Source organism: Kosakonia sp. MUSA4 (assembly GCF_013085925.1).
In the GTDB taxonomy this organism is placed as follows: Bacteria; Pseudomonadota; Gammaproteobacteria; order Enterobacterales; family Enterobacteriaceae; genus Kosakonia; species Kosakonia sacchari_B.
Genome location: NZ_CP025697.1, coordinates 3,471,783 through 3,492,237, shown reverse-complemented (window position 1 = coordinate 3,492,237; position 20,455 = coordinate 3,471,783). Strand labels below are relative to the sequence as shown.

The following is a 20,455-nucleotide window of genomic DNA, read 5'->3' as shown; positions in this document are numbered from 1 at the left end:
TTTGGGGAAAGAGATGCTTAATAACGATATCCTGCGCAGCCTGCGTTACACACTGCAAGCGGACAATAACGCGCTGGTGCGTATTCTCGCGCTGGCGGACACGGTGGTCACCGCCGAACAGATTGCGCCGTGGCTGCGTAAAGAGGATGAGGCAGGGTATAAGCCGTGTCCGGATATTGTGTTATCCGCTTTTCTCAATGGGCTGATTTACGAAAAACGCGGCAAAGATGACAGCGCGCCGCCGCTGGTGGTTGAGCGCAAACTGAATAACAACATTGTGCTGAAAAAGTTGCGTATCGCCTTCTCATTAAAGACCGACGATATTCTGGCGATCCTGACCGCGCAGCAGTTCCGCGTGTCGATGCCGGAAATCACCGCCATGATGCGCGCGCCGGAACATAAAAACTTTCGCGAGTGCGGCGACCAGTTTCTGCGTTATTTCCTGCGCGGCTTAGCCAGCAAGGTGCAAAAGCCGAAAGCACAGGCCTGATAAGCTGCCTGAGCGTGGTGGAAAACTGCCGGATGGCGGCGTTGCCTTATCCGGCCTACACCGCTTAGCCCGCAACGTGCAAAAGCCAACCGCCCAGGCCTGATAAGCGAAGTGTCATCAGGCGCTATGTTGCCAGAGCGTGGTGGAAAACTGCCGGATGGCGGCGTTGCCTTATCCGGCCTACACCGCTTAGCTCGCAACATGCAAAAGCCAACCGCCCAGGCCTGATAAGCGAAGCGCCATCAGGCACTATGTAGCCAGAGCGTTGTGGACAAGATGCCGAATTACTGAACCTCTTTAAAGCCTTTTGCTTTCAGTAACTCCTCGGATTTCTGCATACTGATGCCATCCTGCACCGTGCCGGTAAACGCCGTGCCCTGCAACGCATTCAGATCGGCGAAATTCACCGCGCTGTAATCCACATCCAGCGTCTCCTGCGCATAGGTTTGCTGGTAATCCACACTCTCTTTGATCCCTTTGACGCTCTGGTATTTCTGGCTGATCGGCCCGAGGACTTTCATCGCTTCCTCTTTGTTGCTCGCGCCAATGGCGCTGTAGTCGATCTTATTTTTCGCCGTCTGGCGCAGCACTTTGTCGTCTTTGTAGTAATAGGTCAGCGTCAGCTCGGTTCCCGGTGCCGACCAGCTAAAGGTTTTACTCTGCTCTTTCTCCCCGCAGCCGCTCAGGCTGAAGATCAGGGCAAAGGCGAAAAGGGCGGCAAAAAGATGACGGATATTCACGGTGATTCCCCTGTTTCCATAAACTGGTATCAGTATAGAAAAAAGGCGCTGATATCAGCGCCTTTGTTGTTATTTGACCTGTTGGCCGGCTTTCGCACCGCTGTCCGGGCTGAGCAGGAAGATGTCCTTGCCGCCAGGACCCGCAGCCATCACCATTCCTTCCGAGATGCCGAAGCGCATTTTACGCGGCGCAAGGTTCGCCACCATCACCGTCAGACGGCCAATCAGCGCGCTCGGGTCCGGGTAGGCAGAACGAATGCCGGAGAAGACATTGCGTTTCTCGCCGTCCAGATCCAGCGTCAGACGCAGCAGCTTGTCAGAGCCCTCAACGAATTCCGCGTTCTCAATCAGCGCCACGCGCAGATCGACTTTTGCGAAATCATCAAAGCTGATGGTCTCCTGAATCGGATTGTCGGCCAGTTCTCCGGTCACCGGCGCGGCAGCCGCTTTCACTTCTTCTTTCGACGCTTCAACCAGCGCTTCGACCTGTTTCATCTCAATGCGGTTGTACAACGCTTTGAAGGTATTGACTTTATGGCTGAGCAGCGGCTGGTTGATGGCATCCCACGTCAGCGTAGTGTTGAGGAACGCTTCCGCGCGCTCAGAGAGCGATGGCAGAACCGGCTTCAGGTAGGTCAGCAGAACGCGGAACAGGTTGATACCCATCGAGCAAATGGCCTGCAGATCGGCATCGCGGCCTTCCTGTTTTGCCACCACCCACGGCGCCTGCTCATCAACATAGCGGTTAGCCACATCGGCCAGCGCCATGATTTCGCGTACCGCTTTGCTGAATTCGCGGCTTTCCCACGCTTCGCCAATGCTGGCCGCCGCGTCGATAAAGGTCTGGTACAGCGCCGGATCCGCCAGCTCTGCCGCCAGCACGCCGTCAAAGCGTTTGGCGATAAAGCCCGCGTTACGGGAGGCCAGGTTCACCACTTTGTTGACGATGTCGGCGTTCACGCGCTGGATAAAATCTTCCAGGTTAAGGTCGATATCATCAATGCGCGAAGAGAGCTTCGCCGCGTAGTAGTAGCGCAGGCTGTCGGCGTCAAAATGGTTCAGCCAGGTGCTGGCTTTAATGAAGGTGCCACGCGATTTGGACATCTTCGCGCCGTTCACCGTCACATAGCCATGAACAAACAGGTTGGTCGGCTTACGGAAATTGCTGCCTTCCAGCATCGCCGGCCAGAACAGGCTGTGGAAGTAGACGATATCTTTACCGATAAAGTGATACAGCTCGGCGTCGGAATCTTTCTTCCAGTATTCGTCGAAGCTGGTGGTATCGCCGCGTTTGTCGCACAGGTTTTTGAACGAACCCATGTAGCCGATCGGCGCATCCAGCCAGACATAGAAATATTTGCCCGGCGCGCCCGGGATTTCGAAGCCGAAGTACGGCGCATCACGGGAGATATCCCACTGTTGCAGCCCGGATTCGAACCACTCCTGCATTTTGTTGGCCACCTGCTCCTGCAGCGCGCCGCTGCGGGTCCATGCCTGCAACATTTCGCTGAAGGAGGGCAGATCGAAGAAGAAGTGCTCGGAATCACGCATCACCGGCGTCGCGCCGGATACCACCGATTTCGGCTCAATCAGCTCGGTCGGGCTGTAGGTCGCGCCGCACACTTCGCAGTTATCGCCGTACTGATCCGGTGATTTACATTTCGGGCAGGTGCCTTTCACAAAACGGTCCGGCAGGAACATGCCTTTTTCCGGATCGTAGAGCTGAGAGATAGTGCGGTTTTTAATAAAACCGTTCTCTTTCAGGCGCGTGTAGATCAGTTCCGACAGCTCGCGGTTCTCGTCGCTGTGCGTGGAGTGGTAGTTGTCGTAGCTGATGTTAAAGCCAGCAAAATCGGTCTGATGTTCCTGACTCATTTCGGTGATCATCTGCTCCGGGGTGATCCCCAGTTGCTGCGCTTTCAGCATGATCGGCGTGCCGTGGGCATCGTCCGCGCAAATGAAGTTCACCTCATGGCCGCGCATTCGCTGGTAACGGACCCAGACATCAGCCTGGATGTGCTCCAGCATATGGCCGAGGTGGATAGAGCCGTTGGCGTACGGCAGTGCGCACGTTACCAGAATTTTCTTCGCGACTTGAGTCATAGTAGGCATTACATCTTCTTCAGAAAAAGGGGTATCGATAGTACCAAAAGGGGAATTATCGCGCTACGCGATCGGGCGTTTTAAACCATATATGGTTCGTTCCGGGAATAATTTTTTGCGATGCGAATGGGCTCGTCTTAAAGCACATGCGCCAATATGCGCAATAATTACGCTATGTGTAAACGGCATGAATCCGTAAATGGATAATTATTACCTGTGCGGTAAACTTGCCCGCTACAATGTCGTTTCTTCAGAACAACTACAAAGGAGTCGGGATGAGTTCGCAATCCCCGGCCAAATCCCCGGAAGCTTTGCGTGCCATAGTTTCGGGAACATTGGCCAATTTTCAGCACCCAACCCTGAAGCATAACCTCACGGCGTTAAAAGCCGTGCACCATGTTGCCTGGCTGGATGGCACCCTGCATATCGAACTGGTGATGCCGTTTGTCTGGCGTACCGCGTTTGAAGAGTTAAAAGCGCAGTGCAGCGCGGAGCTGCTGCGCATTACCGAAGCGCGCGCCATCGACTGGAAGCTGTCGCACAACATCGCCACCCTGAAACGCGTGAAAAATCAGCCTGGCGTCAACGGCGTGAAAAATATCATTGCGGTCAGCTCCGGCAAAGGTGGAGTAGGGAAGTCCTCTACTGCGGTAAACCTGGCGCTGGCGCTGGCGGCGGAAGGGGCGAAAGTCGGTATTCTGGATGCGGACATCTACGGCCCGTCTATTCCGCTGATGCTGGGCGCAGAACATGAACGCCCGACCTCGCCGGACGGAACGCATATGGCGCCGATCATGGCGCATGGCCTGGCAACGAACTCTATCGGCTATCTGGTCACCGATGATAACGCCATGGTGTGGCGCGGCCCGATGGCCAGCAAAGCGCTGCTGCAACTGTTACAGGAATCGATGTGGCCGAATCTTGATTATCTGGTGCTGGATATGCCGCCAGGCACCGGGGATATCCAGTTAACGCTGGCGCAGAACATTCCGGTTACCGGCGCGGTAGTGGTTACCACGCCGCAGGACATTGCGCTGATCGACGCCAAAAAAGGCATCGTAATGTTCGAGAAAGTGGAAGTGCCGGTTCTGGGGATCGTCGAGAACATGAGCATGCACATTTGCAGCAACTGCGGTCACCACGAGCCGATTTTCGGTACCGGCGGTGCAGAGAAGCTGGCGGAACAGTATCACACCCAACTGCTTGGTCAGTTGCCGCTGCACATTACGCTGCGTGAAGATCTGGATAAGGGCACGCCGACGGTTGTCAGCCGCCCGGACAGTGAATTCACGGCTATCTACCGCAACCTTGCGGATCGCGTTGCCGCGCAGCTTTACTGGCAGGGTGAAGTTATTCCTGGCGATATCGCTTTCCGCGCGGTGTAAAACCCGCGTGATTGCGATGCGGATCTGAAGATGGCGACGTCGCAGATTCGAAGAAAGAACAGGCCGGATGGGGTAATACCGCATTCCGGCCTGCAATTTTACTGCTTCACAGAGCTTCGTAGGCCCGATAAGCGAAGCACCATCGGGCTATGTTGCCGGATGGCGGCGTTGCCTTATCCGGCCTACGTCTCAGCCGGTTTGCTGCCCGGTCACCTGTTCATAACCATTACTGTTTCACATAGTGCATCAGCACGTAATCCCCTTCCGGTGACGAGCCCTGCGCTTCTGCGTGCCAGCCGTGGCGCTCATAAAACGCCAGCGCGGCCTTATTGTGTAGCAGGCATTTCAGCGCACCGGTGCCGGTAAACGTGGTCTGCGCATGTTTGAGAAGTGCGCTGCCGACCCCTTTGCCCTGAAAGGCCGGGTCAACAAACAAGTTATGCAGAAAGTTGTCGTTTTCGTACACCGAGGCGAAACCGAGCCGATGACCCTCTTCTTCAGCGACCCAAATCACTTCATCGAGGGTGGCGGCATCAAAGTCTTCCAGTTGCCACTCACTCCCATCGAGCCAGCTCCAGCAAGCTCTCCGGGCTTGTAAAAACAGCGTACGCAGGAACGGCCTGTCACTCTCCTGCCAGCGGCGAATAATCACAGACGCTCCCTTAACGATGGTAGAAAATGTCGCCATTATAGGCTTTGAGAATTTTGCCTTCAGCGTCGGTGATCAGCACGTAGTTGCCGCCCATGTAAGTCCAGTGGCTACCGGCTTCTGGTGCGGGCAGGTTACGTAACTGCCACTGTTTGATGTTGTACTCTTCGCTACGGTACATCTCTGGCACGGTATCGCCGATATTGAATTTAGTGAAGTCGGCAACAAAGTCCTTAATTTCATACGATTGCGTGCCGGTCGCCCCCGGTGTTGCCGTCTGCGGAGCCGCAAACGCCGAGGAAGCGGTGACCAACAGCGCGCCCAGAAGCATCATTTTCGTTTTACGCATTGTTTCTCCAGGTTGTTCTTTTTACATTTCACGCAGTTGCTTATGTAGCACGCCATCATTGCCGTTAATGCGGTGCTGAGCAACCGGGAAAAAATAACCCTTTGGTAAAAAGTGTAAGCAAACCCAGGGCGTAGCTGTACAGGCGGAGAGCGATTTTCGCTATCCGCTTGTAACGTTTGGGAATAATCCTGGCTGACTGCTCAGCCAGCAAAGCCTTCCAGCACAATCTTGCCGACGGCGCGCTGGCTTTCCAGCAAGGCATGCGCTTTACGTAAATTCGCGGCATTAATGGTGCCGAAGTGCTCGCCGAGCGTGGTTTTCAGCACGCCCTGATCAATCAACTGTGCCACGCGGGTAAGCAGGTTGTGCTGCTCGATAATATCGCGGGTGGTGAACATCGAACGGGTAAACATAAATTCCCAGTGCAGAGAGATGCTTTTCACCTTCAGCGGCAGGGCATCCAGGCTTTCCGGATCGTCAATCAACGCCAGCTTGCCCTGCGGTTGCAGCGCATTAATCAGCTGCTGATAGTGCTCCTGGGTATTATTCAGGCTGGCGACGTGCGTCACCTGCGCAATGCCAATCCGCGCCAGTTCTTCGGTCAGCGGTTTACTGTGATCAATCACATGATGCGCGCCCAGCTCTTTCACCCACTGCTGGCTGGCAGGGCGCGATGCGGTGCCGATCACCGTCAGGCGGGTCAGTTTACGCGCCAGTTGCGTCATGATGGAACCGACGCCGCCCGCCGCGCCAACAATCAGCAACACGTCGCCTTCGTTGCCGTTCTCGTTGATGCCAAGCCGGTCAAACAGCATTTCCCATGCGGTGATGGCGGTCAGCGGTAGCGCCGCTGCCTGGGCGTTATCCAGCGTTTTCGGTTTGTGCGCCACAATGCGCTCATCGACCAGTTGATATTCGCTGTTGCTGCCCGGACGGGTCAACGCGCCCGCATACCACACTTCATCACCCGGCTGAAACAGCGTTACCGCCTGACCAACGGCTTTGACCACGCCAACGGCGTCCCAGCCCAGTACGCGCGGGGTATCGGCGTTAAACCCGGCACGAACTTTGGTATCAACCGGGTTGACGGATACGGCTTTCACTTCGACCAGCAGATCGTGGCCGCTGGCCTGCGGTTGCGGCAGCTCAATATCACTGAGGAAATCCAGATTACTGCTACCCTGCGCAGCGCGGGTAATGGCGATTGCTTTCATGTGTGCTCCGTTAAGTAAGAGATTTGAGTGGGTGTGTGATTAATGGTAGTCAGGCTGATTGATATGAGAAACCATCAGAATCGGGAAGCACTTATCCTCTGGCAGTGAAAATCCTCCAACGGAGAGTTTTCGCCCAGCAGCATTGCGCAGGCGGCAAACGGGTTGGGGAGGAGGGGGAATTGATGTTGCAGGTGATGAGATGGACTCGCGATCCCGTAGGCCGGATAAGGCGTTAGCCGTTATCCGGCAATATACCTTAATCGACGTTCGGCACCGGAATATCGGCGCTGACGCGCAGATGCTGGTCGTCGAAAATCATGCAGTGCGGGCTGTCGAAGGCGAGGGTGATTTTCTGCCACGGGCGGAAATGCACATCGCCGGGCAGCAGGATCTTAATGTTGTCGTGGCCGTAGCACTGACCAAAAAGATAAGTATTGTTGCCGAGCCGCTCTACCACTTCGCACTGAAACTCCAGTTGCGTACCGCGTGTGACATCGGTGGAGAGGTGCTCCGGGCGGATCCCCAGCGTCACCGTCGCTCCCGGCTCAAGGCGCGAAGTCGTGATCGCCAGCGTTAACGGATGCCCCTGCGCAAGCGTGACGGTAAGCTCGCCCGGCAGCCACGCTTTCACCGTCGCTGGCAGGAAGTTCATCTTCGGCGAGCCGATAAACCCGGCGACAAATTTGTTTTTCGGGTTGTAATAGAGCTCCATTGGCGAGCCCATCTGCTCGACGTTGCCGTAATTCATCACCACGATTTTATCGGCCAGCGTCATCGCTTCCACCTGGTCATGCGTGACATACACCATGGTCGTTTTCAGTTCCTGATGCAGACGAGCAATATGCAGGCGCATCTCAACGCGCAGTTCGGCATCAAGGTTGGAGAGCGGTTCATCAAACATAAACACGCGCGGGTTACGCACAATCGCGCGACCAATCGCCACGCGCTGGCGCTGACCGCCGGAAAGCTGTTTCGGTTTTCTGTCCAGCAGATGGCCGAGCTGTAAGGTTTTGGCGACCATCTCTACCTGGCGGCGGATCTCCTCCTTCGGCACTTTGTTCACTTTCAGTCCGTAGCCCATGTTTTCCGCCACGGTCATATGCGGATAGAGCGCATAAGACTGGAACACCATCGAGACGCCGCGATGCGCGGGCGCGACATCGTTCATCACCTCGTCGCCAATCAATACTTCCCCTTCGCTGACCTCTTCCAGCCCTGCAATCATGCGCAGCATGGTCGATTTCCCGCAGCCGGAGGGGCCGACAAACACGGCAAACTCACCGTCTTCAATCGACAGATTCACATTGTTCAGCGTCACCGTGTCGCCAAACCGCTTGGTGACATTCCTCAGTCGTATATTGGACATCAACGTTCCCCGAAATTAGTAGCCGTTATGTGCTGCGATAAGCGCGTTGTCGGATGTTTTTGTTTTACGTATAACAATCAGGCGACAGGGCTGCTCAACCGCGAAAATTCATGCTCAGACTATAACTTCCAGTGATTTCGCGCCCTATATCGAATTTCCATTTCTGTTGCATCTGTCACACAACTGACAGTTAATTCTCGTTTTATTAAACGCTAAAGCGTAGCGTATAACAAATTCGATAAAGCGCGTGAATGCGTTTTAAACCCAGTAATATCAGGTGATTTTTACGCTGTCTCATCGGATGTTGCACCATAAAAACCACTAAAATGTTATACCTTGACATGAGGGTGATAATGAAAAAGAGAACACTTACCGCACTGATCCTCTCTGCACTGGCTGCCGGCCAGCTTATTAGCCTGTCGGCATACGCGGCGACAAAGCAGCTTAACGTCTGGGAAGACATCAAAAAGTCCGTCGGTATCCAGGATGCCGTCAAAGATTTTGAGCAAAAGTACGACGTTAAAGTGAACGTGCAGGAAATGCCCTACGCGCAGCAGCTGGAAAAATTACGCCTTGATGGCCCGGCCGGTATCGGGCCGGATGTGCTGGTCATCCCCAATGATCAGTTGGGCGGCGCGGTTGTGCAAGGGCTGCTGACCCCCCTGAATCTGGACAAAGAAAAGGTTGACGCCTTTACCCCGGCGTCCATCAACGCCTTTCGTCTGGATAACACTCTGTATGGCGTACCGAAAGCGGTAGAAACGCTGGTGCTGATTTACAACAAAGATCTGCTCGACAAGCCGCTGCAAAGCCTGCCGGAGTGGCTTGACTACTCGAAAAAACAGCGCGAGCAGAACAAATACGGTCTGTTAGCGAAATTTGACCAGATCTATTACAGCTGGGGCGCCATCGGCCCAATGGGCGGCTACCTGTTCGGCAAAAACGACAAAGGCGGCTATAACCCGCAGGATATCGGCCTGAATAAACCGGGCGCGGTAGAAGCCGTCACCTTCCTGAAAAAATTCTACAGCGAAGGGGGGTTTCCGTCGGGGATCCTCGGCGATAACGGGCTGAACGCCATCGATTCGCTGTTTACCGAGAAAAAAGCCGCGGCAGTGATTAACGGCCCGTGGGCTTTCCAGCCTTATGAAGCCGCTGGCATTAACTACGGCGTGGTGCCGCTGCCAAACCTTCCGGACGGCAAACCGATGAGCTCCTTCCTCGGCGTGAAAGGCTATGTCGTCTCCACCTGGAGTAAAGACAAGCAACTGGCGCAGCAATTTATCGAATTTATCAACCAGCCGCAGTACGTGAAAACGCGCTATATCGCCACCCGCGAGATCCCGGCGCAGAAAGCGATGATTGACGATCCGGTCATTAAAAATGACGAAAAAGCCAGCGCAGTGGCGGTACAAGCTGCGCGCGCGACGGCGATGCCCGGCATTCCGGAAATGGGCGAAGTCTGGGGACCGGCAAATGCGGCACTGGAACTAAGCCTGACCGGCAAGCAGGAACCGCAGGCCGCGCTCGATGCCGCGACCAAACAGATCCATATGCAAGTTGAAGCCATGCAGGCCAGTAACCAGTAACCGCTTGTGGTAGCAGAACGGGAGGGCAACCTCCCGTTGTCGAAAAGGAGTCGTACGTGATTATCAGTCCCAGCGAGAATTTTGCCAAAACGCAAGCCGGGCGTCATGCGTGGTGCGGGCTGCTGCTGGCCATTGTGCCGGGCTTTGGTCAGTTTTATCATCGCCAGTGGCTAAAAGGCCTTATCTTCCTTGTCCTGCTGAGCAGTTTTACCGGCATTTTTTATGATTTTTTGCGCGAGGGGATCTGGGGGCTATACACCCTCGGCGAAGAAGTACCACGCGATAACTCGATCTTTTTGCTGGCAGAAGGGATCATCAGCCTGCTGATCATCGCCTTTGGTCTGATGGTCTGGTATCTGTCGCTACGCGATGCATGGATCAACGGCAAAAAGCGCGACGAAGGTAAGCCGCTGAACAGCGTGCGTAAGCAGTATCAACTGCTGCTCAGCGACGGTTTTCCCTATCTGATGATCACGCCCGGCTTCATCCTGCTGGTGTTTGTGGTGATTTTCCCGATCCTGTTCGGCTTCTCTATCGCTTTCACCAACTACAACCTCTATCACACGCCGCCCGCCAAACTGGTGGACTGGGTGGGATTAAAGAATTTCGTCAATATCTTTACCCTGTCGATCTGGCGTTCGACCTTCCTCGATGTGTTGCAGTGGACGGTGGTCTGGACGCTGCTGGCGACCACCTTGCAATGCACCGTTGGCGTGCTGCTGGCGATCCTGGTGAACCAGAAAGATCTGCGCTTCAAGCCGCTGGTGCGCACCATTTTTATTCTGCCGTGGGCGGTGCCGGGCTTTGTCACCATTCTGGTCTTCGCCGGAATGTTTAACGACTCCTTTGGCGTGATTAACAATGCCATTCTGGCTTTCTTCGGTATTGCGCCGAAAGCGTGGCTGACCGATCCGTTCTGGACGAAAACCGCGCTGATCATGATGCAAACCTGGCTCGGCTTCCCGTTTGTCTTTGCCATGACCACCGGGGTGTTGCAGGCGATTCCGGACGATCTGTACGAAGCGGCGAAGATGGACGGCGCCAGCACCTGGACCCGGCTGCGCACCATTACGTTGCCGCTGGTGCTCTACTCCATCGCGCCGATCATCATCACCCAGTACACCTTCAATTTTAATAATTTCAACATTATCTACCTGTTTAACAACGGTGGTCCGGCGGTGGCGGGCGCAAACGCAGGCGGCACCGATATTCTGGTGTCGTGGATCTACAAACTGACGATGTCCTCTTCGCAATACGCGATTGCGGCGACCATCACCATTTTGCTGTCGATTTTTGTCGTCGGCCTGGCGTTGTGGCAATTCCGCGCCACCAAATCTTTTAAAAACGACGACATGGCATAAGGGAAGAAAAATGGCTAAATCACAAAGTATCCGCCGCGAGAAGTGGATCCGCCTGTCGCTCTCCTGGCTGGTTATCGCGCTGGTATCGCTGATCATTATCTACCCGCTGGTGTGGACGGTCGGCGCGTCGCTGAACGCCGGTAACAGCCTGCTCAGCACCTCGATCATCCCGGAAAACCTCTCATTCCAGCACTATGCCGATCTGTTTAACGGCCAGGTGAACTACCTGACCTGGTACTGGAATTCAATGAAGATCAGCCTGCTGACGATGGTGCTGACCTTAATCAGCGTCAGCTTTACCGCCTACGCCTTTTCGCGCTTTCGTTTTAAGGGGCGGCAGAATGGCCTGATGCTGTTTTTGCTGTTGCAGATGATCCCGCAGTTTTCCGCGCTGATCGCCATCTTCGTGCTGTCGCAACTGCTGGGGTTGATCAACAGCCATATGGCGCTGGTGCTGATCTACGTGGCCGGGATGATCCCGATGAATACTTATCTGATGAAGGGCTATCTCGATGCCATCCCGCGCGACCTGGATGAATCTGCGCGCATGGACGGCGCCAGCAACTTCCGCATCTTTATCGAGATCATCATGCCGCTGTCGAAGCCGATTGTGGCGGTCGTGGCGCTGTTCTCCTTCACCGGGCCGCTGGGGGATTTCATCCTCTCCAGCACCATTTTGCGCACCCCGGACAAATACACGCTGCCGATTGGCCTCTACAACCTGGTGGCGCAAAAAATGGGTGCCAGTTACACCACCTATGCGGCGGGCGCGGTATTGATCGCCGTGCCGGTGGCCATTCTCTACCTTGCCTTACAAAAATACTTCGTCTCCGGCCTGACCTCCGGCAGCACCAAAGGATAACCACATGAAAAGATTTACACCCGCTCTGCTTGCTGTTTGTCTCTGTAGTTTGTCCGCCAGCACGTTTGCCGCCGACGCGTTAAAGACGCGCCCGTTCAGCGGTATGCCTGCCGACTTTATTAAAGGGGCTGATATCTCCACGCTGTTGGATGCCGAAAAGCACGGGGCGAAGTTTTATAACGATAAAAATCAGCAACAGGATGCGCTCGCCATCCTGAAAGCCAACGGCGTTAACTATGTGCGCTTGCGCTTGTGGGTCGATCCGAAAGATGCGCAGGGCCAGGCTTACGGCGGCGGCGATAACGATCTGGCGACCACGCTGGCGCTGGCAAAACGGGCAAAAGCGCAGGGCATGAAGCTGCTGCTTGATTTTCACTACAGCGATTTCTGGACCGATCCCGGCAAACAGTTCAAACCGAAAGCCTGGGAAAAAATGGATTATGCGCAGCTAAAAACGGCGATCCACGACTATACCCGCGACACCATCGCCCGCTTTAAGCAGGAGGGCGTGCTGCCGGATATGGTGCAAATCGGCAACGAAATTAACTCCGGCATACTGTGGCCGGAAGGCAAAAGCTGGGGGCAGGGCGGCGGCGAGTTAGACCGGCTGGCGGGGCTGCTCACTTCAGCGATCGACGGGCTGAAGGAGAACCTGAAAAACGGCGAACAGGTGAAGATCATGCTGCACCTGGCGGAGGGCACCAAAAACGATACCTTCCGCTGGTGGTTTGATGAAATCACCAAACGCAATGTGCCGTTCGATGTGATTGGCCTGTCGATGTATACCTACTGGAACGGGCCGATAAGCGCGTTGCAGGCCAATATGGACGACATCAGCAAGCGCTACAACAAAGATGTGATTGTAGTGGAAGCGGCTTACGGCTATACGCTGGCTAACTGCGATAACGCGGAAAACAGCTTCCAGGAGAAAGAAGAGAAAGCGGGCGGCTACCCTGGCACTGTGCAGGGGCAATATGACTATATCCACGATTTAATGCAGTCCGTGATGAATGTTCAGGGCCATCGCGGTAAAGGTATTTTTTATTGGGAGCCCACCTGGATTGCCGTACCGGGAAATACCTGGGCGACGCAGGCGGGAATGAATTATATCAACGACAAGTGGAAAGAGGGCAACGCGCGGGAAAATCAGGCGCTGTTTGATTGTCAGGGGAAAGTGCTGCCTTCAGTGAAAGTCTTTAATTAACTCTGGTGTTGTAAATTTCAGGACGTTTAATATGAATAAATTTGCGCCTTTAAGCCCGAAGGTTGTCTCGCTATTGCATGGCGCGGACTATAACCCGGAACAATGGGAGAATTACCCCGGCATTATTGATAACGATATTGCCATGATGAAACAGGCAAATTGCAATGTCATGTCGGTCGGGATATTTAGCTGGTCGAAACTGGAGCCGCGGGAAGGTGAATTTAATTTCGCCTGGCTGGATACAGTGATTGAAAAATTATATGCGGCGGGAATTCATATTTTCCTCGCTACGCCGAGCGGTGCGCGGCCCGCCTGGATGTCGCAAAAATACCCGCAAGTGCTGCGCGTCGGGCGCGATCGCGTGCCGGCGCTGCACGGCGGACGGCACAACCACTGCATGACATCGCCGGTTTACCGGGAAAAAACACTGAAAATCAATACGCTACTGGCTGAGCGCTATGCGCAGCATCCGGCGGTACTCGGCTGGCATATTTCCAACGAGTACGGCGGCGAATGCCACTGCGACTTGTGTCAGCAAAAATTCCGCGACTGGCTGCAAGCCCGTTATCAGACGCTGGAAAACCTCAACCATGCCTGGTGGAGCGATTTCTGGAGCCACACTTACAGCGACTGGTCGCAAATTCAGTCGCCGTCGCCGCAGGGCGAAGTGTCGATCCACGGCCTGAATCTCGACTGGCGGCGTTTTAATACCGCGCAGGTCACCGATTTCTGCCGCCATGAAATCGCGCCATTGAAAGCCGCGAATGCGCGGCTGCCGGTGACCACCAACTTTATGGAGTATTTCTACGATTACGACTACTGGCAGCTCGCGCCAGCGCTCGACTTTATCTCCTGGGACAGCTATCCGATGTGGCACCGGGACAAAGATGAAACGCAGCTCGCCTGCTACACCGCGATGTATCACGACATGATGCGCACGCTGAAAGGCGGTAAACCGTTTGTGCTGATGGAATCCACACCGAGCGTCACCAACTGGCAGCCGACCAGCAAAGTGAAAAAGCCGGGGATGCATATTCTGTCGTCATTGCAGGCGGTGGCGCACGGCGCGGATTCGGTGCAGTACTTTCAGTGGCGGAAAAGTCGCGGCTCGGTTGAGAAGTTCCACGGCGCAGTAATCGACCATGTTGGCCACCTGGATACCCGCGTCGGGCGCGAAGTGTGCGCGCTGGGCGAAATGCTGGCAAAACTCACGCCGGTAATGGGCTGTCGCACTGACGCACGCGTGGCGATCATTTTCGACCAGCAAAACCGCTGGGCACTGGATGATGCCGAAGGTCCGCGCAATAAGGGGATGGAGTACGAAAAAACGGTTAATGAACACTACCGCCCGTTCTGGGAAAAGGGTATCGCGGTGGATGTCATTAACGCCGACGCGGATCTGAGCCGTTATCAGTTGGTGATCGCGCCCATGCTCTATATGGTGCGCGAGGGCTTTGCCGAACGCGCCGAGGCGTTTGTCGCGGCGGGCGGGCATCTGGTTACCTCCTACTGGACCGGCGTGGTGAACGAGAGCGATCTCTGCTATCTCGGCGGCTTTCCTGGCCCACTGCGCAAACTGCTGGGTATCTGGGCGGAGGAGATCGACTGCCTGGATGACAACGAACGCAATCTGGTGCAGGGGCTGGCGGGCAACGAGGCCGGATTACAGGGGCCGTACCAGGCGCGTCATCTGTGTGAACTGATCCATGCCGAGAGCGCCAAACCGCTGGCCACTTACCGGGATGATTTCTACGCCGGACGCACGGCGGTAACGGTCAATCAGTTCGGCAAAGGTAAAGCGTGGCACGTCGCTTCGCGCAACGATCTGGCTTTCCAGCGCGATTTCTTCGCCAGCATGATTGATGAACTGGCGCTGCCGCGCGCCGTTGAGCAGGATTTCCCGCCGGGCGTGGTGGCTACCGCGCGTACCGACGGTGAAACCACGTTTGTCTTTATCCAGAACTTCAGCGCCCAGCAACAGACGATTACGCTGCCGCCAGGCTACCAGGATTGTCTGTCGGCCGCGACCGTCAGCGGCTCGCTGGTGTTGACGCCGTGGGATTGTCGCGTCGTTAGCCGCCAGGCGTAAGCCGATGTTGTGTGCCTGCCCATTCGGGCAGGCTTTTTTTTATCTAATGATAATCAGGAGCCGATGATGGTGAGCCTTAAATCCTTCCTGCACTACTTCTCTGAACCGAAAAATACTGCGGCAGCGCCCATGAGCGAGGCCGAGCTGCAACTGATCCAGCGGCTGGCGCAGGCATTTGGCGGTGCGGAGAATATTGAAAATGTTGATGCCTGTCTGACCCGCTTGCGTGTGACGGTGAAAGATCTGGCCATTGTGGATTCTCAGGCGCTGCAAAATGAAGGCGCGCTGGGGGTGATTATTCTGGGTCAGCAGGTGCATGCTATATTTGGCAAACAATCAGATGCACTGCGTAAATTACTCGATGAACATTTCTCTCCCCGCACATAAATAAAAATGGGATACCCGTGAGGGTATCCCGAAATAACGAACAGAAAAGCAATGGCAATATAAATTCTGTCAGGTAATAACCTGGCAGTTCTCGGAGATAAATAACGAGGGTAGTAAATTAATATACACTACCATTCGCGTTATATCGTGGCGATAAACCTGTTCCTGCTCAAATTATTGAGCGGAGTAAACAGATGCAACCTACAAAGATATAACGTGAAGGATGATGTGTATTTACCACCAGGCTTCCACCTGTACGCCAAAGTTCCAGGTATTATTTTTGGTGCCGTCTTCAAATGATTTTCCATCTTCCGAATCATTTAAATACGAAGCGAATACGCGTAATTCAGGACGTGACATAAATTCCGGGCCATCCGCCAGACCCACCGCGAAGGTGTATTTTTCGCCGCTCTGTTTGTAATGGGTGCCGTTTTTATAGTCATCTTTCTGGTAGAAACCGCCAACTTCACCGATCAGACGTACATAATTGGTGAGCTGATACTGCGCGCGGCCAACCAGTGAAACCAGACGGGTTTTGTCGGTATATTCCGTGATGTCGTTGGCTGAACCGTAGGTCAGCACGTGGTTCAGCGAGAACTTCTCGGTAAGCGGAATCAGCCCGGTGTTAATCACGCGATAACCGCTGGCGTCGTTGACATAGTGCCACATGTCGTACCAACCGCCGCCCTGCGACACCATATTCTGCGCCAGCCCTTTGTTGGCGTATTGCAGCACCAGTTTGTTATAGCCGCCAAACATATCCTGGCTGATTTCACCGGTCACCATCACGCCGTCATCCGCTTCGTATAATCCGCCGTACTCTTTCTGTTTTTTGGTCGGATTTGGCATTGCGTAGTCGATACCGAACTCTGTCCACGCGCCTGACCACGGCTTCCAGCCCGCATAGCGAACGTCGATGTAGTTGATGTTGACGTCGTTATCGTTATCAACGCGGTAATCAACATCGTTAGCGTCGCCACGGATCCAGGCCACCGAGACTGCGCCAGGGCCGAAGGTGTAGTTTTCAATCCCGGCGCCGGAACCGGAGATGTTCCAGTATTTGGTATCGATGATGTGCAGATCGTGGCGCTGGTAGTAACGTTTACCGCCCCAGATTACCGCGTTGGGATCGTTGGGAATAAGCCCTTTGATTTGCAGATTCAACTGGCGCAAGCCGAACTGCGCGTCGTCGCCAATGGTGGTTTCGTTGTCGTTAGAGCCATCGGAAACCATGCTCACCATGCTGTCGAGGTAAAAACTCACCTCGTCTTTTTTATACACTTCCGAGCCCAGTTCCAGTTCGCCGTAGGTATCGGATTCGTTACCCAGGCGTCCCAGCTTGTTCTTTTGCCACTCAACCTGCCCGCCATCGCCGGACACGCCTACGCCGCCGCGCAGGTAGCCGTGAAAGTCGATCGGTACAGATGTCGCAGCCAGCAGTGAAGGTGAAGTCAGCGCAGCGGCTAACGCAAGAGTGAGAGTGCGTAGCGTAGTGTTCATATCATTCCTCTTATTTTTTTGTATTACGTTCACATAAACGATGTCATAAAATGCCTAAATGTAAAAACAGGCAAACTAACGATTGCGAATGTGTGATTAACTGCAAATAAATCAGCCTTTTTTGTTACCAATAGCGAATTTCTTCACAATGTTGGTTATTGTGAGCGTGATACTTATTTTTCGAAATTGAAGCAGGAGAATGTGTGGTGAGCGTTTTTTCAGGAAGCCCCTGTTACACTTGGCGCATAACAACATAAGGAACCGGACCATGAAGTCTAAAAGTGCAACGCTGGAAGACGTAGCCCGCCATGCGGGTGTCTCCTACCAGACCGTGTCCAGGGTACTCAACAAATCTGCCAATGTATCCGAAACCACGCGTTTAAAAGTGGAGAAATCCATAGAGTTATTGCGTTACGTACCAAACCGGCTGGCGCAGCAGTTAGTGGGAAAACAGAGCCAGACCATTGGGCTGGTGACCACTTCGCTGGCGCTGCATGCCCCTTCGCAGGTGGCGGCGGCGGTGAAACGCTACGCCAACCTTGATGGCTACCAGGTCTTGATTTCGATGATCGATGAGAACGTCAATCAAGATATCCAGTCCGCCATCAATGAACTGAAATCGCAACTGGTCGATAAAGTGATCATCAACGTGCCGCTGGAAACCGAAGAGGCCCAGCGCATCGCCTCTGACAACGATGACATTGTCTGCTTGTTTCTCGATGTCGATCCTTACAGTTCCGTGTTTAACGTTTCGTTTAATCCGGCGGATGGCACCCGCGCCAGCGTTAAGCATCTGTACGAACTGGGCCACCGTGAGATCGCGCTGCTGGCCGGGCCGGAATCATCGGTGTCGGCGAATCTGCGGCTGAAAAGTTGGATCGATACGCTCAGCAGCTATGGGCTGAAACCGGTAACGGTATTTCATGGGAACTGGGATGCGCAGAGCGGCTACGCTGGCGCGTTACAGATGCTGCGTGAAACGCCGAATTTCACCGCCGTGTTGGTAGGGAACGATCAGATGGCGCTGGGCGTATTGAGCGCCTTCCATCAGCATCAGATTGCCATTCCCGGCGAGAAATCGGTGGTGGGTTACGACGGCACCTATGAAAGTTCGTTCTTCTATCCGTCGCTGACCACCGTTTCGCTGGATCTCGATTTGCAGGGTAAAGAAGCGGTACGCCGTCTGCTCGACAGCGGTCACGACGATGCGGCGCGCAGTTCGTCGGTGCTGCCTGCAAAACTTATCGTGCGCCATTCAACCGGCGCGTTGCAGGAGCAGGGGACCAATTTGCAGGAGATCTCCCGGCAATTGCAGGCTATTGCGCATCAGCTGTGGAAGTAAGCGATACGAAGCGCCATCGGCATTGTGCCGGTAGCGCTTCGGTTTACAGCGATTACTGCGCTTTTGGCGTCAGTTTCAGAAAACGCATCATGCCAGGGCGGCGTTGCTGGCATGATGTATACGGGAAGCACGACAATCGTTTTGCGTCAGCGTTATTCGCAATTATCTTCTTAGCCTTAACCTAAATATTCACGCTCTTGTGCCGATAATTGTCGCAGGCCGCACCGCTTTTTGTGGGGCCGATGGTTGTGTCGTTATCTTATACAAGGGTAAAAATATGTCATTACGACGGTTTTCTTTTCTTATTTTCAGTCTCTTACTCTGTATCTTCCTCATCAGTTCTACTTCTAACCTTTGGTCACTTACGCGCAGCAACCAGTCACTGGACAGTGTGAACAAAGAAATTCGCGTGGTGTTATCCGTGATCGATCCGATCAACCACAGCCGTACATTGCGGGTCAGGCTGATGGAAGCGATGATTAACGCCAGCCTTGGCGACAGTGAGAAAACCCGGGCATCACTTGAGAAAGCGCAAGAAGTGATGCAGAAAGCTTCTGCTGCTTTTGACGCCTATCAGGCGGCTTCACATATCGCGGGTGAAGAACAGTTTTCCGCTCCCTATAACAATGCCTGGCATGTTTATGTCAATGATGGTCTGAAACCGTTGATGGATGCCGCGAACCGTAATGACAGCGCGCGCTTTAATCAACTGGTCAGCGATACGATCCCGGTACTCGATCGTCAGTTCGAAATCACGCTGGATAATTTGCTGGCGTTTCGCGAGAAAAACGCACAGCGCCTTAATAATGACGCGCAGAGCCGCTTTACCAACAGTGTGGTCACTATCGTTATTTTCGCTCTGCTGTTTACGCTGATTATCATCGCCATGTTTATCCTGATACGGCGACGCGTTCTTTCTCCTCTTGACGCTGCGCGGCTTCACTGTCAGCAGATGGCTGCCGGAGAACTGCATAGCCCGGTGATATCTCGCTCGAAAGATGAAATCGGGACGTTGCTCAGCTCGCTGGAGCAGATGCGTCTTTCGCTGGTGGATATCATTGCGCAGGTTCGTCATTCAAGCGAAAGTGTGGCTCATGCTGCGGAAGAGATTGCCGCCGGAAATACGGATCTCTCGGCACGAACAGAGTCGCAGGCCGCTTCCCTTGGCGAAACGGCCGCCAGCATGGAACAACTGACCTCCACGGTGAAACACACCTCAGAAAATACGCACCAGGCTAACCAGCTTGCCAGCAACATGCGCAACTCCGCGCAAGAGGGCAACACAATCGTTGAAGAAGCGGTGCTTTCAATGAAGGAAATCGAAAGCAGTTCCGGCAAAATCGACACAATTATCGGCCTGATTGAAGATATTGCTTTCCAGACTAATATCCTGGCGCTTAACGCGGCCGTTGAGGCAGCCCGCGCCGGAGAGCAGGGGCGCGGTTTTGCCGTTGTCGCCAGCGAAGTCCGCAATCTGGCACAACGCTCGTCGGTTGCTGCGAAAGAGATTAAGGAGTTGATTGAGCAGTCCGGCAACCAGGTTCAGCTTGGCAGCGAAAGGGTGGAGCGAGCAGGCGAAAGCATGAAGCGCATTATCGCTTCCGTTAAACAGGTGTCCGAACTGATGTCGGAGATTGATCTCTCAACCAATGAGCAAAGCCGCGGTATTGAGCAGATCAATATTGCTGTCGCGCAAATGGATTCCGTTACCCAGCAGAACGCCGCACTTGTTGAGGAAGCCTCTGCTGCGGCACATTCGCTGAAAGAGCAGTCGCAACTCCTTAAACAGGCCGTTGCCGTCTTCAAACTTAACTGAGGACTGAAA

The 20,455-nt window shown here is 54.2% G+C and carries 17 protein-coding genes; 10 read left to right on the top strand and 7 right to left on the bottom strand.

The annotated features are described in order from the left end of the window. The first annotated feature begins 13 nt into the window (after positions 1-13). A complete protein-coding gene (locus C0557_RS16495; RefSeq protein ID WP_074778320.1) occupies positions 14-490 on the top strand; it encodes a DUF1456 family protein in 477 nt (158 codons plus the stop codon). Positions 491-774: 284 nt separating this feature from the next. Here C0557_RS16495 and C0557_RS16490 read toward each other — a convergent pair whose 3' ends face one another. Together C0557_RS16490 and metG are read right to left on the bottom strand one after the other, a co-directional pair. Beyond that, positions 775-1,230, bottom strand: a complete 456-nt coding sequence (locus C0557_RS16490; protein ID WP_208659569.1) for a YehR family lipoprotein — start codon at positions 1,228-1,230, stop codon at positions 775-777. A gap of 69 nt (positions 1,231-1,299) precedes the next feature. Beyond that, entirely contained in the window at positions 1,300-3,333 is a 2,034-nt protein-coding gene (gene metG / locus C0557_RS16485; protein ID WP_208663001.1) for a methionine--tRNA ligase, read from the bottom strand. Between the two features lie 275 nt (positions 3,334-3,608). Here metG and apbC point away from each other — a divergent pair, with 275 nt between their 5' ends. Further along, positions 3,609-4,718 carry an iron-sulfur cluster carrier protein ApbC gene (gene apbC, locus C0557_RS16480; RefSeq protein WP_074778313.1) on the top strand — a complete coding sequence of 370 codons (1,110 nt, stop codon included), beginning with the start codon at positions 3,609-3,611 and terminating at the stop codon, positions 4,716-4,718. A gap of 226 nt (positions 4,719-4,944) precedes the next feature. On the opposite strand, the gene C0557_RS16475 is transcribed toward apbC, so the two are convergent. From C0557_RS16475 to C0557_RS16460, 4 genes are all read right to left on the bottom strand, one after another. Further along, on the bottom strand, positions 4,945-5,370 hold the full coding sequence (locus C0557_RS16475; RefSeq protein ID WP_074778311.1) for a GNAT family N-acetyltransferase: 426 nt from the start codon (positions 5,368-5,370) through the stop codon (positions 4,945-4,947). Positions 5,371-5,380: 10 nt separating this feature from the next. Next, positions 5,381-5,716, bottom strand: a complete 336-nt coding sequence (locus tag C0557_RS16470) for an RcnB family protein (RefSeq protein ID WP_074778309.1) — start codon at positions 5,714-5,716, stop codon at positions 5,381-5,383. Between the two features lie 200 nt (positions 5,717-5,916). Continuing rightward, entirely contained in the window at positions 5,917-6,930 is a 1,014-nt protein-coding gene (locus tag C0557_RS16465) for a zinc-binding alcohol dehydrogenase family protein (RefSeq protein WP_208659565.1), read from the bottom strand. 256 nt (positions 6,931-7,186) lie between these two features. Then, positions 7,187-8,296, bottom strand: a complete 1,110-nt coding sequence (locus C0557_RS16460) for an ABC transporter ATP-binding protein (protein ID WP_208659563.1) — start codon at positions 8,294-8,296, stop codon at positions 7,187-7,189. 353 nt (positions 8,297-8,649) lie between these two features. Between C0557_RS16460 and C0557_RS16455 the strand changes: the two genes are divergently transcribed. From C0557_RS16455 to C0557_RS16430, 6 genes are all read left to right on the top strand, one after another. After that, on the top strand, positions 8,650-9,885 hold the full coding sequence (locus tag C0557_RS16455) for an extracellular solute-binding protein (protein ID WP_208659561.1): 1,236 nt from the start codon (positions 8,650-8,652) through the stop codon (positions 9,883-9,885). Positions 9,886-9,941: 56 nt separating this feature from the next. Beyond that, positions 9,942-11,246 (top strand): carbohydrate ABC transporter permease, encoded by a 1,305-nt coding sequence (locus C0557_RS16450; protein ID WP_007371216.1) that lies wholly within the window; start codon positions 9,942-9,944, stop codon positions 11,244-11,246. 10 nt (positions 11,247-11,256) lie between these two features. After that, on the top strand, positions 11,257-12,108 hold the full coding sequence (locus C0557_RS16445; RefSeq protein WP_007371217.1) for a sugar ABC transporter permease: 852 nt from the start codon (positions 11,257-11,259) through the stop codon (positions 12,106-12,108). 4 nt (positions 12,109-12,112) lie between these two features. After that, positions 12,113-13,312: an arabinogalactan endo-beta-1,4-galactanase gene (locus tag C0557_RS16440; protein WP_208659559.1), complete on the top strand. Its 1,200-nt coding sequence runs from the start codon at positions 12,113-12,115 to the stop codon at positions 13,310-13,312. A gap of 31 nt (positions 13,313-13,343) precedes the next feature. Continuing rightward, on the top strand, positions 13,344-15,401 hold the full coding sequence (locus C0557_RS16435; protein ID WP_208659557.1) for a beta-galactosidase: 2,058 nt from the start codon (positions 13,344-13,346) through the stop codon (positions 15,399-15,401). Positions 15,402-15,467: 66 nt separating this feature from the next. Further along, complete coding sequence (locus C0557_RS16430) at positions 15,468-15,788, top strand: glucose PTS transporter subunit EIIB (protein ID WP_208663000.1); 321 nt, start codon at positions 15,468-15,470, stop codon at positions 15,786-15,788. A gap of 234 nt (positions 15,789-16,022) precedes the next feature. Here C0557_RS16430 and C0557_RS16425 read toward each other — a convergent pair whose 3' ends face one another. Beyond that, positions 16,023-17,288 (bottom strand): maltoporin, encoded by a 1,266-nt coding sequence (locus tag C0557_RS16425; protein WP_035888884.1) that lies wholly within the window; start codon positions 17,286-17,288, stop codon positions 16,023-16,025. A 268-nt stretch (positions 17,289-17,556) separates the two neighbouring features. Here C0557_RS16425 and C0557_RS16420 point away from each other — a divergent pair, with 268 nt between their 5' ends. Continuing rightward, the gene (locus C0557_RS16420) at positions 17,557-18,630 is read left to right on the top strand and encodes a LacI family DNA-binding transcriptional regulator (RefSeq protein WP_208659554.1); all 1,074 of its coding nucleotides are present in this window, start codon (positions 17,557-17,559) and stop codon (positions 18,628-18,630) included. 277 nt (positions 18,631-18,907) lie between these two features. Next, positions 18,908-20,446: a methyl-accepting chemotaxis protein gene (locus C0557_RS16415; RefSeq protein ID WP_208659552.1), complete on the top strand. Its 1,539-nt coding sequence runs from the start codon at positions 18,908-18,910 to the stop codon at positions 20,444-20,446. Positions 20,447-20,455 lie beyond the last annotated feature (9 nt).

What these genes read in the sequence shown, in the direction of transcription:
- C0557_RS16470 (WP_074778309.1), bottom strand. Translation starts at nt 5,716, where the DNA reads ATGCGTAAAACGAAAATGATGCTTCTGGGCGCGCTGTTGGTCACCGCT.
- C0557_RS16440 (WP_208659559.1), top strand. Translation starts at nt 12,113, where the DNA reads ATGAAAAGATTTACACCCGCTCTGCTTGCTGTTTGTCTCTGTAGTTTG.
- C0557_RS16430 (WP_208663000.1), top strand. Translation starts at nt 15,468, where the DNA reads ATGGTGAGCCTTAAATCCTTCCTGCACTACTTCTCTGAACCGAAAAAT.
- metG (WP_208663001.1), bottom strand. Translation starts at nt 3,333, where the DNA reads ATGACTCAAGTCGCGAAGAAAATTCTGGTAACGTGCGCACTGCCGTAC.
- apbC (WP_074778313.1), top strand. Translation starts at nt 3,609, where the DNA reads ATGAGTTCGCAATCCCCGGCCAAATCCCCGGAAGCTTTGCGTGCCATA.
- C0557_RS16465 (WP_208659565.1), bottom strand. Translation starts at nt 6,930, where the DNA reads ATGAAAGCAATCGCCATTACCCGCGCTGCGCAGGGTAGCAGTAATCTG.
- C0557_RS16460 (WP_208659563.1), bottom strand. Translation starts at nt 8,296, where the DNA reads ATGTCCAATATACGACTGAGGAATGTCACCAAGCGGTTTGGCGACACG.
- C0557_RS16415 (WP_208659552.1), top strand. Translation starts at nt 18,908, where the DNA reads ATGTCATTACGACGGTTTTCTTTTCTTATTTTCAGTCTCTTACTCTGT.
- C0557_RS16420 (WP_208659554.1), top strand. Translation starts at nt 17,557, where the DNA reads ATGAAGTCTAAAAGTGCAACGCTGGAAGACGTAGCCCGCCATGCGGGT.
- C0557_RS16435 (WP_208659557.1), top strand. Translation starts at nt 13,344, where the DNA reads ATGAATAAATTTGCGCCTTTAAGCCCGAAGGTTGTCTCGCTATTGCAT.
- C0557_RS16425 (WP_035888884.1), bottom strand. Translation starts at nt 17,288, where the DNA reads ATGAACACTACGCTACGCACTCTCACTCTTGCGTTAGCCGCTGCGCTG.
- C0557_RS16455 (WP_208659561.1), top strand. Translation starts at nt 8,650, where the DNA reads ATGAAAAAGAGAACACTTACCGCACTGATCCTCTCTGCACTGGCTGCC.
- C0557_RS16495 (WP_074778320.1), top strand. Translation starts at nt 14, where the DNA reads ATGCTTAATAACGATATCCTGCGCAGCCTGCGTTACACACTGCAAGCG.
- C0557_RS16445 (WP_007371217.1), top strand. Translation starts at nt 11,257, where the DNA reads ATGGCTAAATCACAAAGTATCCGCCGCGAGAAGTGGATCCGCCTGTCG.